The organism is Frigoribacterium sp. RIT-PI-h, assembly GCF_001297205.1.
GTDB lineage: Bacteria > Actinomycetota > Actinomycetes > Actinomycetales > Microbacteriaceae > Frigoribacterium.
In genome coordinates, this window is sequence record NZ_LHOZ01000108.1 from 17,911 (window position 1) to 30,505 (window position 12,595).

Here is a 12,595-nt window from a genome sequence, read left to right on the forward strand (position 1 = left end):
CCTCTACGCCTTCTTGGCGGCGGCGTCGACGGCGTCGACGAACTGCTGCGGCGTGCCGTCGCCCGAGAGCAGGTCGACCACGGCGACGTTCATCGCGTTGCCGACGTTCAGGCCGTAGACGGTGTCGAGCCACTGCGAGACGAACGGGGCGTCGTTGTAGGCGCTGAGCACGTCCTGCAGGTAGGGCTCGGTGACGGCTTCCTGGGCGACCGTGTTGACGGGAGGCGCGTTGAAGGCCTTGTAGTACGCCGTCTGCACGTCGGGGGTCGCCAGGTAGTTCAGGAAGTCGACGCACGAGTCGGGCGCACCGGCCGAGCAGGAGTACCCGTCGACCCCGCCCATGATGGCGCCGGTCTCGCCGTCACCGCCGTCGACGGCGGGGAAGGGGAACCAGCCGAGGTCGGCCAGCGGTTGCTGGTCGGGCGTGAGCGAGGCGATGACGCCGGGGTTCCAGGCACCCATGAGCTCCATGCCCGCCTGGTGGTTGGCGATCAGGCCGGCCGAGCTGCCGGCGCCCTGCTGGGCGGCCGTCGTGAGGAACCCGTCGTTGAAGGGCTCGGTGTCGCGGAAGTCGGCGAGGTCCTCGGCGGCCTTGACCCAGCAGTCGTCGCTGAAGTCGCGGTCGGTCGCGGCCTGCTCGAGCACGTCCGAGCTGCACGAGCGCAGCGCGAAGAAGAAGTACCAGTGCGCGGCGGGCCAGGCGTCCTTGCCGCCGAGCGCCACGGGCGAGACGCCCGAGCCCTTCAGGGCGGTGACGGCCTGGTCGAGCTCGTCCATCGTCGTCGGGGCCTCGGTGATGCCGGCCGCGTCGAAGAGGTCCTGGCTGTACCAGAAGCCACCGGGCAGGACGGCGACGGGCATCGAGTAGACCTTGCCGTCGACCGAACCCGACCCGAAGGTGCCCTCGCTGATGTCGGCCTTCGCGTCGTCCGAGATGACGTCGGTGATGTCCTTGACCTGTCCGGCCGAGACCATCGCCTGCAGCTTGCCGCCACCGCGCTGGAGGAACACGTCGGGAGCGTCGCCCGAGTTGAGGGCCGTCTGCAGCTTGCTGTCGAAGTCCTCGTTCTGCACGGTCTGGACGTCGATCTTCACGTCCGGGTTGGCCTTCTCGAAGTCGGCCGCGGTCGCCGTCCAGAAGTCCTGGCCGGGGCCGGTCGTCGAGTTCTGCCAGAGGGTGAGCGTGCCGTCGTCCGACCCGCCCCCGCCCCCGGTGCTGCAGCCGGTCAGCAGTCCCGCTCCGATCAGCAGGGCCGCAGACCCGGCCAGGAGCCGTCGAGATGTGGTCATGGTTCCACCTTTTCCTCTTCGTTGAGCGGCCGTGGTCGGCCGAGCGTGCCGTGCTCCGATGCGCGGCATGGCCTCAGTGTCAAAAATGTCCGGGACGGTGTCAAACGTTTTCGAAAACCATTTCCGTCGGGCTAGGCTGCCGACGTGATGACGGCACGGGTGACGATCCACGACGTGGCACGGGCGGCCGGGGTGTCGGTCGCGACGGTGTCGAAGGCGGTCAACGGCCGTTACGGCGTCTCGGCCCAGGCGATCGAGCGCGTGATGGCGGCGGTCGACGAGCTCGGCTACGAGTCGAGCTTGGTGGCCAGCAGCATGCGGGCCCGCCGCACCGGGGTGATCGGCGTGCTGGTCGCCGACTTCGAGCCGTTCAGCTCGGAGGTCCTCAAGGGCGTCGGGGCGGCCGTGCGGTCGCGGGGTGCCGAGTACGACCTGCTGGCCTACAGCGGGGCGCACCGCGGCGAGAACACCGGCTGGGAGCGTCGCTCGCTCAGTCGGCTGAGCGGCACGCTGATCGACGGGGCGATCCTCGTCACGCCGTCCGTGCTGACGACGGCCGCGAGCATCCCCGTGGTGGCCGTCGACCCGCACACCGGGCGTACCGACCTGCCGTCGGTCGAGGCCGACAGCCGCGGCGGCGCGTTGCTCGCCGTCGAGCACCTGCTCGGCCTGGGTCACCGGCGCATCGGCTTCCTGGCCGGGCGCCCCGACCTGCGGTCGGCGTCGTTGCGCGAGGCGGGCTACGTGCAGGCGCTGCGGGCGGCCGGCATCACGCGCGACCCGGGGCTGACCCGCAACGGCGACTTCGAGTTGACGGCTTCGCGCCAGGCGGCCCGCTCGCTGCTGACCAGTGCCGACCGGCCGACCGCCGTCTTCGCCGCGAACGACCTCTCGGCCATCGCCCTGCTGCGCACCGCCCTCGACCTCGGCCTGCGCGTGCCCGACGACCTCAGCATCGTCGGGTTCGACGACATCCCCGAGGCGTCACGCGAATCGCCGCCGTTGACGACCGTGCAGCAGCCCATGCAGCGGCTCGGCAGCGCGGCGGCGGGCATGCTCTTCACGATGCTCGAGGGCGGTGAACCGGCCGCGCCCGAGGTGCAGCTGCCGACCCGGCTCGTGGTGCGCGGGACGACGGGGCCGCCGCGGCGGTGAGACTCGGGGTTCCACAATGGTTCGCGTTCACGTATGGTTGTGGTCACCATGGCCGAGGTGAGCGCGTCCGAGTACGCGAGGGAGCACGACATCTCGATCCGGCGCGCCCAGGCGGCCGCGGCAGCCGGGCTCCTCGACGCCCGGTGGGTCGGCGGACGGTGGTTGATCGACGACGCCCTTCCCCATCGGCACCTCCCCGGTCGCCCGCTCTCGCGTCGGTCCGCGGATGCCCTCGTGGCACGGCTCTCCGACGACCCCGGCTGGGCCCAGGGCCTCTCGTCGAGTGAGCGCCGTCGGACCACCGCCCGTGTCGCCGAGCTCCGCCTCGAGGCGAGGCCGTCCGCCAGGCTCGCCCCTTGGCTGCGGACGGCGTACCCGACCGCCCTCGGGTTCGAGGCTCCTGCAGCCGACCTGCCGGATCTCCGGTCGGACGCCCGACTGACTGCCGGGGGCAGCAGCGACGACCGATCGGGCATGAACGACGGAGGCAGGTTCGAGGCGCACGTGTCCGCTGCCGACCTCGACGCCGTGGTCCTCGAGTACCTGCTCGTCCGGTCCCGCCGACCGAACGTCACGCTCAGGGTCCACGACGATGCGGCACCGCGCCCGCTGCCGTTGGGTGCCCTCATCGCCGACCTCGCGACCAGCATCGGGCCACGAGAACGGGCCGCGGCCGACAGGTTGATCCTCGAGGGCTCACGCTGATCGTCACCCCTGCGCTCCGCACCGCCCAGGCCGAGGCGTGGCACGCCCTCTTCGAGGTGCATGCCCACCTGCCGGCCGGTTGGGCCGTCGTCGGCGGTCAGATGGTCCAGTCGCACTGTTGGGAGCGAGGGTCGACGTCCGCCCGACCGACGAACGACGCGGACACCGTGCTCGACGTGCGGGCCCATCCGACGATGTTGCTGCGGTTCACGACGGTCCTCCGCGACTGCGGATTCGTGGCGGACGGCCAGAGCTTCGAGGGACATCAGCACCGTTGGGTACGGGGCGATGCGCAGATCGACGTCCTCATCCCCCGCTTCCTCGGCGAACGGGCGTCGTCACGTCGCGGTGTCACCGGCGGAACGACCCTCGCCGCCCCCGGCGCGCAGGGTGCCGTCCACCGGACGTTCCCGGTCGAGGTCCGGGTGAACGGCCGCGACGGCGTCGTCCCGCGGCCGACCCTGCAGGGCGCGCTCCTCGCCAAGGCCGCCGCCGTCGAGATCCCGGGAGACGACCACACGCGACACCTCGTCGACATCGCCACCCTCGGGTCGCTCGTCTCGCGCCGAGATCGAGTGGCGGCGGACGTCACCGACACCGAACGTCGTCGCATCCGTGCCGCACTCAGCCTGATCGAGCGGGACCCGCTCATCTGCCGAGTCGCCGACGTCGACCCGATCGTGATCGACCGGCTGCGTCTGGCCTTCGCCTGACGAACCCCCGCAGACCCCGGTGTCGTCCTTGACACCAGAGTCCGTGCCGGGAATTCGGGCTCCCGACCGTGCCGGGAGTTCGGGCTCCCGACGGTGCCGGCGGTTCGGGCCGCCGACGTCGTGCCGCGACGGGGTCGGTCGGGCACGGGGCGCCCAGGGGCACCCGGGCATGTCTTCGGAGCCGCACGCCTCCCCCGTTTGGGTGACATCGCGAGAAAAACGGAATGGCAGGAGGCGCGGGTCACGCGACCCGCGCCCCCCGCGTCCTCGAGGCCGTCAGGCCCGGCCGTTCAGGCCCGACCGGTCAGGCCCAGAGGAACGGCACCACGAACGCCAGCAGCGTGACGACCGGTCCGATGACCACCATCGAGAGGCCCCATCGGGTCAGGTGGCGGTAGAGGCGCGGTCGGTCCTCCTCGACGCCCGAGGCGACGATGGTCGCGCCGGTCGTGCCGAACGGGGCACAGTCGACGAGCGAGGCGGAGATCGCCAGGGCGTAGATGAAGCCGGTCATCTCGAGTCCGCCGCCCGGGACGAGCAGGGGGACGGCGAGCGGGATGAGCGCACCCAGGATGCCGATGGTCGAGGCGAAGGCCGACACGAGTCCGGCGATCACGCAGATGACGAACGCGGCGAGCAGCGGCGACGAGACCGAGCGGGCGACCTCGCCGAGCTGGTCGATGGCGCCGAGCCGCGTCAGGACGCCGACGTAGGTGATGATCCCGCCGAGCAACAGGATGGTGTTCCAGTCGATGCGCGCCAGCGACGCCCGGCCGACGTCGGGCTTGAGGAAGGCGAGGAAGACGGCGAGCGTCAGCGCGACAGCACCGAGGTTGAGGTCGACGTCGAGCAACGTGATCGTGAAGAAGCCGACGATCAGCACCGGGATGCTCACGAGCACGACGAGCTGGTAGGCGCCGAGTCGGGTGGCGGTGGCCGGCTCCGTGAGGACGGCGGTGCCGCCCTGACCGTGCCCACCACCGGTGACGGAGGTGCCGGTGCCGTCGGTCCCGCCGGTGCCGCCGGTGCCGCCGGTGCCGCCGGCCGCCAGCGTGGCCCGGGCGACGCCCGCCGCCCGCGTCCGGGCGATGAGCTCGCGACCACCGAACAGGAAGAAGGCGACCAGCACGACGAGCGTGTTCACGCCGACCGAGAGGCCGAACATCAGACCCGGGTTGTACGGGATGCCCGAGGCCCGCGCCACGGTCATGACCGTGATGCCGTTGATGCTCGTCGGGGCCAGGGCGCCGCCCACGATGGCCGAGCTCATGACGATGCCCATCATCGTCGAGTGGATCTTGTGCTTGTGCGCCAGGCTCATCGCGATCGGCACGATCGTGAAGGCGGCGTGCGACGTGCCGAGGCACGCGACGAGCGTGCCGATGACGAACATCGCCCAGGGGATGAGGGCTACGCGGGCGCCGATCGGTCCGACAGAGCGGTCGACCAGCCAGTCCACCACGCCGGTCTCGCGGGCGATGCCGAACAGGTAGGTGATGCCGAGCAGGATCAGCAGGGCGTCGGCCGGGAAGCCGCCGAGGACGTCGTCGAGGCTCTCGCCGACGACGAGCACGCCGACCAGGAGGGCGGCGACGAGCGCCAGGGCGCCCATGTGCACGTTGCGGATGGCCGAGAGAGCGAAGACGGCGACGAGGACGATCAGCGCGACGAGCTCGACGCTCATGAGGTCGCCGCCGGGGTCGGGTCGGTCGGGTCGGGGGTGAAGGGCATCGTCGTCGATCTCCTGGTTCGGGGTGTCACGGGGTCGGGGGGGGAAAGGCCGAGGAGGCGCGGGTCAGCGACCCAGCGCGAGCCCGGCCCGGTAGGCCGCCAGCGCCGCCTCGGGAACGTCGGCGAGGTCGTCCAGTCGCACGAGGGCGCCGGGGGCCACGTCGGCCACGAGTCGCGCGCCGCCGAGCAGGTAGTAGGGGGCGATCCCGTCGTCGTCGGGATCGACGATCACGGGTGCGACACCGGCGATCTCGTGGTGGTGGCCTTCGACGCGGAACGCGGTGCCGGCCGACAGGGCCTCGCCGGCCCGGGCGGCGAGGACCGTGTGCTGCCGGGGCTCGGGCAGGCGCGACGTCCCGTCGACCGCGGCGACGATGCTGAGCGGGGTCTCGACGCCCATGAAGTGGTACGGCCAGTAGATGCAGGCGTGACGACCGTCACGGCTGACGACGTGGCCCTTGCCCCGCAGCGTCTCCCAGGTGACGGGGTCACCCGTGCGGACGATCACGAAGACGCCGCCGGCGAAGCTGGCCTCGCCCGGCAGGCGGAGCATCGAGAAGACGTCGACGACGCCGGTGCGGCCGAGCAGACCGCCGTCCTCGCGTGCCGTGTACAGGTCGGCGAGCTCGTCCGGGCGGGCGACGGGGTAGTGCATCGCCTCGACGTCGGCGTGGGCGCCGGTGTAGAGCGAGACGACGTTCATCTCGCACGAGTCGGCGGCCGCCGCCCGCTTGAGGTCGGCGACCGCGGCGGCACGTGCCTCGACGGTGGCGAGGGGGTCCTCGCCCAGGTCGAGCAACGACGCGAGGGCCGGGGCGTCCACGGTCGTGCCCGCCTGATCGACGACGCCCGTGGCGGGGTCGAACTCGAGGTCGTACTCGCCCGACTTGCCGAGGGCCACGACGTCGAAACCGCACTCGAGCACCCACGAGACGAGACGCAGCAGGTTCGCGGGCTGGTCGCCGTCACCGGGCAGGTACCGCAGGCCGGCCACCCGGGCCTTGGCGCTCAGCGCCACGCCGGCGACCGACTCGACCTCCTTGCTGACCATGACGACGTGCACGCCGCGCTCGAGAGCGGTGTCGGCGTAGCGGTGCCCGGCCCCGATGCGCCCGGGGGCCTCGACGAGGACGTCGACACCGTCCCAGTCGCCGGCCGGGGCGTCGGCGAGCACGGCGCCCGGGCGGGCCGACACCGCCTCGGCGGTGGCCGCTGCCGTGGACGGCGTCGCGACGGACGAGGCGGGCACTCCGAGTTCGTGGAGCATGGCCGTCACCCCGGCGACGTCGGGGTCGACGAGCTGCGTGGCCGTCAGGTCGGGCAGCCGGCGCAGCTGGTCGAGCAGCGTGCGGCCGTACCCACCGTTCGCACCGGTGAGGAGGACGCGGACCGGAGTCGCGCGAGACGTCGTCGAGTGGAGGATCACCGTTGTTCCCGTTCGTTCAAGAGGCCAGGAGCGGCCCGGGCGAGCATGGCAACTGTAGCGAGACTTATCAAATTGTCAAACATCGCACCAAATAGTCACATAGACTGTCCGTGCTCGCGACGCCGACACGGCGGCACCGTGAGCCCGCCCGCCACCGAGAGGTCCCGCATGTTGATAGGTGCCGTCGCCGACGACTTCACCGGAGCCACCGATCTCGCCTCGGGGTTCCGCCGCCGCGGCCTCGAGACCGTGGTCGTCGTCGCCCCCGCAGCCGTCGAGCCGGCGACGTACGCAGGCGTCGACGCCGTCGTGGTCGCCCTGAAGACCCGCACGGCCCCGGTCGACGAGGCCGTCGATCGGTCGACCGCCGCCCTGGCCTGGCTGGTCGAGGCCGGCGCCGGACGATTCGCCCTGAAGTACTGCTCGACCTTCGACTCGACCGACGAGGGCAACATCGGGCCCGTCCTCGACGCCTTCCGCGACCGGCTCGGGGTCGACCGGGCGATCGTCGTCCCCGCGTTCCCCGCGAACGGCCGCACCGTCCGCGACGGACGCCTCTTCGTCGGCGACGACCTCCTCGAGGACTCGTCGATGCGTCACCACCCGTTGACGCCCATGACACGCTCGAGACTGCGCGCCCGCCCCGCGCCCCAGACGCCGCCCCCCGTGACCGAGATCCGCCGGGACGACGTCCGCGCCGGGGTCGACGCCCTCCGATCGACCCTCGACGCCGCACCGTCGGGCTACCTCGTCGTCGACGCCGTGGACGACGCCGACCTCGAGACGATCGGCCGGGCGACGGCACACCACCGCCTCCTCAGCGGCGGAGCGGGCCTGGCCCTCGGAGTCGGTGCCGACGACGCCCCACCACCCGCCCTGCCCGCCGAGTTCTCGCACGTGACCGGGCGTCGCCTCGTCGTGTGCGGGTCGGCGTCCGCCACCACCCGCGGCCAGATCGCCCACGCGGCGGCCACCCACCCCACGCGCAAGGTCGACCTCTCGGCCGCCACGACCGACCCCGCGGCCGAGATCGCGGCACTCGCCGACTGGGTGCGCGGTCTCGACGCCGACTCCGTCCCCGTCGTCTACTCGGTGGGCGACCCGTCCGACGTCGTGGCGGCGGGCCCCCGCGGCCCGTCGACCTCGACTCCGCCCGCCGCGTCCGTGGTCGAGTCCGTCCTGTCGGCCCTCGTGCACGACCTCGTCGCCGACGGCACGGTCGGGCTGGTCGTCGTCGCCGGTGGCGAGACCAGCGGTGCCGTCGTGACGGCACTCGGGGCACCCGCCCTGGTCATCGGGCCACCGCTGGGCCCGGGCGTCTGCTGGAGCGCCGCGACGACGAGCGACGGCCGACCGGTCGCCCTCGTCCTGAAGAGCGGCAACTTCGGTGCCGCCGACCTGTTCTCGACCGCCTGGGAGGCCCTCTCGTGACCGCAGTGACCGACGTGACCGCACGGACCGCGGTCGAACGACTCGTCGAGGCCGGGCGGGCCCTCGTCGCCGCCGGCCTCAGCCCCGGCAGCTCGGGCAACGTCAGCGTCCGCGACGGCGACCGCCTGCTGATGACCGGCACGGGCACGATGCTGGGGTCGCTCACCGTCGACGACCTGTCGGTGCTCGCCCCCGACGGCACGCTGCTCGCCGGCCCCGCACCGTCGAAGGAGGTCGCGCTGCACCGCGCGATGTACCTCAAGAACCCCGAACACCAGGCCGTCGTGCACGTGCACTCCCCGTCCGCCGTCGCCCTGTCGTGCCTCGAGCCCTGGTCGGAGCACTGCGCCGTGCCGCCGCTCACGCCGTACTCGCTCATGCGGGTCGGCCAGGTGCCGCTGCTGCCCTTCGTCGCCCCCGGCGACCCGGCCATGGGGTCGCTCGTGACCGACAGCCCCCTGCCGTTCCGAGCGGCACTGCTGTCCAACCACGGCAGCGTCGTCAGCGGCGAGGACCTCGACCGTGCGGTCCTCGGTGCCGTCGAGGTCGAGGAGGCCTGCCGGATCGCCCTGCTGACCCACGGCGCCGACCGCCGCCTCATCCCCGCCGACCAGGTGGCCGCCATCACCGCGGCCTCGGGCATGCCGTGGACGGGGCCCGCCGCACTAGGCTGACCGACGCGAGAAAGGCCGACGTGTCCCCCACAGCCCCCCTCATCCCCGAGCAGCGGCGCGAGAGCATCGTCGAGCACCTGCAGCGCGAGCGCGTCCTCAGCTACCGGCAGCTGACCGACCTGCTCGGCGTCAGCCAGATGACGGTCCGACGCGACGTCGCGACCCTCGAGGACGAGGGCCGGGTCACGGCCACGCCCGGCGGTGCGAAGTTGACGCCGAAGCTGCTGGTCGAGGCGAGCCGGGACGTCAAGCAGGACGTCGACGTCGCGCAGAAACGGGCCATCGCCCGCGAGGCGGCCGCCCTCGTGCGCGACCACATGACCGTCTACCTCGACGCGGGCACGACCGTGCAGGCCATGCGCGAGCCCCTCGACGACGTCCCCGGCCTGACGGTCGTCACCAACGACCTCGCGACCGTCCGGTCGTTCTTCGACCACCCGGACGTCGACCTCATCGTCGGCGGGGGCCGGGTCGACAGCGCGAACCAGTCGACGCTCGGGCGGCTGACCCGGTTGACGCTCACCGAGCTGTCGCTCGACCTGGCGTTCATCTCGTCGAGCTCGTGGGACCTCGCGCACGGTGTCACCACGCCCGTCGAGGCCAAGGTCGAGGTCAAGCGGGCCGCGCTCGAGGTCGCCGAACGCTCGGTGCTCGTGGCGGACAGCTCGAAGTACGGGCGCTTCGGCAAGTACCGGGCCCTCCGCCTCGCCGAGCTCGACACGATCGTGACCGACGACCGGCTCGGGGACGACGCGACGAAGGCCCTCGTCGACGCCGGACTCGACCTGGTGGTCGCCGCCCCCTGATCAGCGCGGGACGACCGAGAACAGGAACTTCTTCTTCACCATCACCCAGAGCAGCAGCACCGAGGCCACGTGGACGATCGTGCCGACGATCACGCTCGAGCGGTCGAGACCGGGGATCGACGCGACGGCCAGCACGAAGAAGACCTGCCAGATGAAGACGTACAGGCTCGCCTGTCCGAGGGGGACGTAGAACCATCCGACGGCCTTCGACAGGGGCTTCCAGAACACGGTGAGGATCGCGTAGACGCAGACGGCCACGAGCGCGACGTCGACCAGCCGGCCCCACTGCATGTCGACCCGCTGGTAGCCGGTCGCGTACAGGGTGTCGTACAGACCCGACGGGATCGGCCCGGGTGCGAAGCCGTACGCGTGACCGGCCCAGATCAGCGCGAGGAACCCGGCGTAGCCGACGACCCCCGCGCCCACCAGGACCTTGCCGAGCCGGGTGGTCAGCGCCGTCACGATCTGCCGTCGGTACCAGCCGATCACGAGCCCGTGGGTGAAGAGCACCTGCCAGGCGAAGAGCGGGAACACCGGCTCGAACTGCGACGGGAAGAGGTGGACGTCGGGGAAGACCACGCCGACGGCGTAGAGCGCCCAGCTCACGAGCAGGACGGCCCACCAGGCGCGTCGCTTGATCGCCCACATCAGGGCCGGGATCGTCAGGCTGAGCACGACGAACAAGCCCATGATGTTGAACGGCCACGGCCCCATCTCGAGCAGCAGCAGCTGGCGCACCGCGTACCACGGCGGCGGGTAGTCGAGCAAGCGGTCGACGTTCGGGTAGAGGTCGTAGACGCGTCCCTCGGCCGACGCGCCCGTCATGCCCGTGCCGCGGTCGGTGAAGGTCGTGATCGCGGCGGTGTTCAGGAACGGCACGAAGCTCAGCACGAAGACGATCAGGATGACCGCGAGCGTGACGACGTACTGCTTGCGCGCCCGGACGAACGCGCCGATCGCCGCGGCCTTCTCGCCGTACTTCTTGACCCCGAGCGGGTAGACCATGCCGAGCACGATGCCGCTGAGGAACACGAACATCTCGGCGCCCGTGATCGCCCCGACGGCCTTGAGCGTGACGAACGAGAACGGTCCGGCGACCTCGATGTGCGTGATGACGACGGCCAGGATGATGAACCCGCGGAAGAGGTCGATGCGCAGGTCGCGCGCGGGTGAGCCGTCGTCGGGGTAGCGCCATCGGGGCAGCAGCCGACCGACGACGCCGCTCACCAGGAAGGCCAGGGCGAGCGCCCCGGCACAGGCCACGATCCACCCCATCTCGTCGCCGCCGCCGTCGCGCACCTGTACGGTCGCGGCATCCCCGTCGGTCGAGGTGACGCGGTCGGTGACCGGCCCGAGGTCGATGCGGTCGCTCGCCTCGAGGTCGGTGCGCGAGGCCTCCGCGATGCCCGGCTCGGCCGTGGCCCGCCAGTCGACGGGTCGGTCGCCGGCCTCGGCCTCGTCGCGTTCCACCTCGAGCCAGGTGACGCCGGCGATCCGGTCGTGGGTCGGCAGGGCGTCGAACACCTGACGCCACCAGCCCTGTTTGACGTCGAGCTCGGAAGCGCCGTCGAACTCGTCGGCGTAGAGGGCACCCGTGTCGAGCAGCATCGGCCGGTCGCGCCCGTCGGCGAACCGCTCGTAGAACGTCGACGGCTGCGTCTGGGTGTAGCCCCAGGTCTCGTCGAAGCGTCCCTCGACCTCGCCGGCGGCCGGGGCCTGGTTCTCGACCAAGGGCACCGACGTGCCGGCGGCCGTCGAGGCGCTGCCCTTGGCGAAGTAGAACATCGACTGGCCGACCCAGTCGACCGCGTCGTCGCCGGGATAGTACGGCCCGTAGGGGTCGTCGGCCTCGGTCACACGCCCGTCGTCGTTCGTGTCGAGCAGGTCGACGTCACTCGAGGGGGTCTCGGTGAGGCGGCCGACGGCGTCGGAGAACGGATAGCCCGCACCGTACGACGGCGCCCAGACCATCCGTGCGCGGGAGTCCCCCGTGTGGACCACGTCGGCCAGCGTGCGGAACGCACCGACGAACGCGGTGGGCTGCTGCCCCCACCGCTGCCAGTTGCCGTTCATCTCGGGCGCGAAGCGCACCAGCTGCAGCGTGCCGTACTGCTGGTCGATCTCGGTCAGCAGGTCGTCGGCCCGACGCGCGTCGGCGGCGTCGAGGTCGGTGAGCCGCCCGGTCGGCTCCAGGCTGACCACGAGCACGGCGCCCTGGGCGGCCGCGGCACGGGCCGACCGTCGCCACTCGTCGGCGGCCGGGCCGTCGAGCGGGTAGTCGATGTTGACGCCGTACAGCGACGGCGTGGCGCCGAGTCGAGCGGCGTAGCCGTCCGGGCCGTCCGAGCCCCAGTCGAGGTCCGGACCGAACCACGTGCCCGAGGGTGCGGAGGGGGGGGGGGGGCCGCCGCGGAGGGCGCGCCCCCGAGCACCGCCGGTCCCAGCGCCAGCGGCACGAGGGCCGCGACGGCGAGCAGGGCCGCGCCGACCGGCGGGCCAGCCGCCGCCGCGGCGGGGTCGACAAGTGATTCGGCGTCGGCACCCGCGCGTCCACACGTTCCGGCCGCCCTCGTGGCGGTAGTCGAGGCTCTCGAGGCTGAGCAGCGCCAGGGCCAGGCCGCGGCCGTCCTCGTCCTCGAGGTCGGCCATCGAGACGGCGCTGAG

General features: G+C 72.1%; 10 protein-coding genes. 6 read left to right on the plus strand and 4 right to left on the minus strand.

Going from position 1 to position 12,595, the window contains the following annotated elements; translation table 11 throughout:
* Positions 1-3 precede the first annotated feature (3 nt).
* Entirely contained in the window at positions 4-1,290 is a 1,287-nt protein-coding gene (locus AEQ27_RS14925) for an ABC transporter substrate-binding protein (RefSeq protein WP_054147389.1), read from the minus strand.
* Between the two features lie 147 nt (positions 1,291-1,437).
* On the opposite strand from AEQ27_RS14925, the gene AEQ27_RS14930 reads away from it, so the two are divergent.
* The 3 genes from AEQ27_RS14930 to AEQ27_RS14940 all read left to right on the plus strand — a co-directional run bounded on the left by AEQ27_RS14930 (position 1,438) and on the right by AEQ27_RS14940 (position 3,863).
* Positions 1,438-2,445: a LacI family DNA-binding transcriptional regulator gene (locus AEQ27_RS14930; protein WP_054147390.1), complete on the plus strand. Its 1,008-nt coding sequence runs from the start codon at positions 1,438-1,440 to the stop codon at positions 2,443-2,445.
* Positions 2,446-2,478: 33 nt separating this feature from the next.
* Positions 2,479-3,150: a hypothetical protein gene (locus AEQ27_RS14935; protein WP_235451116.1), complete on the plus strand. Its 672-nt coding sequence runs from the start codon at positions 2,479-2,481 to the stop codon at positions 3,148-3,150.
* Between the two features lie 176 nt (positions 3,151-3,326).
* Positions 3,327-3,863 (plus strand): hypothetical protein, encoded by a 537-nt coding sequence (locus tag AEQ27_RS14940; protein ID WP_161805563.1) that lies wholly within the window; start codon positions 3,327-3,329, stop codon positions 3,861-3,863.
* 304 nt (positions 3,864-4,167) lie between these two features.
* On the opposite strand, the gene AEQ27_RS14945 is transcribed toward AEQ27_RS14940, so the two are convergent.
* Both AEQ27_RS14945 and AEQ27_RS14950 read right to left on the minus strand, forming a co-directional pair.
* On the minus strand, positions 4,168-5,547 hold the full coding sequence (locus AEQ27_RS14945) for an SLC13 family permease (protein WP_054147392.1): 1,380 nt from the start codon (positions 5,545-5,547) through the stop codon (positions 4,168-4,170).
* A gap of 111 nt (positions 5,548-5,658) precedes the next feature.
* Positions 5,659-7,020, minus strand: a complete 1,362-nt coding sequence (locus AEQ27_RS14950) for a homoserine dehydrogenase (RefSeq protein ID WP_200908383.1) — start codon at positions 7,018-7,020, stop codon at positions 5,659-5,661.
* A gap of 138 nt (positions 7,021-7,158) precedes the next feature.
* On the opposite strand from AEQ27_RS14950, the gene otnK reads away from it, so the two are divergent.
* The 3 genes from otnK to AEQ27_RS14965 are packed head-to-tail and all read left to right on the plus strand — an operon-like array spanning position 7,159 to position 9,931.
* Positions 7,159-8,451, plus strand: a complete 1,293-nt coding sequence (otnK, locus tag AEQ27_RS14955; protein ID WP_235451117.1) for a 3-oxo-tetronate kinase — start codon at positions 7,159-7,161, stop codon at positions 8,449-8,451.
* Positions 8,448-9,125 carry a class II aldolase/adducin family protein gene (locus tag AEQ27_RS14960; RefSeq protein ID WP_235451118.1) on the plus strand — a complete coding sequence of 226 codons (678 nt, stop codon included), beginning with the start codon at positions 8,448-8,450 and terminating at the stop codon, positions 9,123-9,125. The genes otnK and AEQ27_RS14960 overlap by 4 nt, the downstream gene beginning before the upstream one ends.
* Before the next feature lie 20 nt (positions 9,126-9,145).
* Positions 9,146-9,931 carry a DeoR/GlpR family DNA-binding transcription regulator gene (locus tag AEQ27_RS14965; RefSeq protein ID WP_054147394.1) on the plus strand — a complete coding sequence of 262 codons (786 nt, stop codon included), beginning with the start codon at positions 9,146-9,148 and terminating at the stop codon, positions 9,929-9,931.
* On the opposite strand, the gene opgC is transcribed toward AEQ27_RS14965, so the two are convergent.
* Positions 9,932-12,595: OpgC domain-containing protein (gene opgC / locus AEQ27_RS14970; protein ID WP_235451119.1), on the minus strand; the 2,664-nt coding region annotated here is incomplete at its 5' end.

What these genes read in the sequence shown, in the direction of transcription:
- AEQ27_RS14945 (WP_054147392.1), bottom strand. Translation starts at nt 5,547, where the DNA reads ATGAGCGTCGAGCTCGTCGCGCTGATCGTCCTCGTCGCCGTCTTCGCT.
- AEQ27_RS14935 (WP_235451116.1), top strand. Translation starts at nt 2,479, where the DNA reads ATGGTTGTGGTCACCATGGCCGAGGTGAGCGCGTCCGAGTACGCGAGG.
- AEQ27_RS14930 (WP_054147390.1), top strand. Translation starts at nt 1,438, where the DNA reads ATGACGGCACGGGTGACGATCCACGACGTGGCACGGGCGGCCGGGGTG.
- AEQ27_RS14925 (WP_054147389.1), bottom strand. Translation starts at nt 1,290, where the DNA reads ATGACCACATCTCGACGGCTCCTGGCCGGGTCTGCGGCCCTGCTGATC.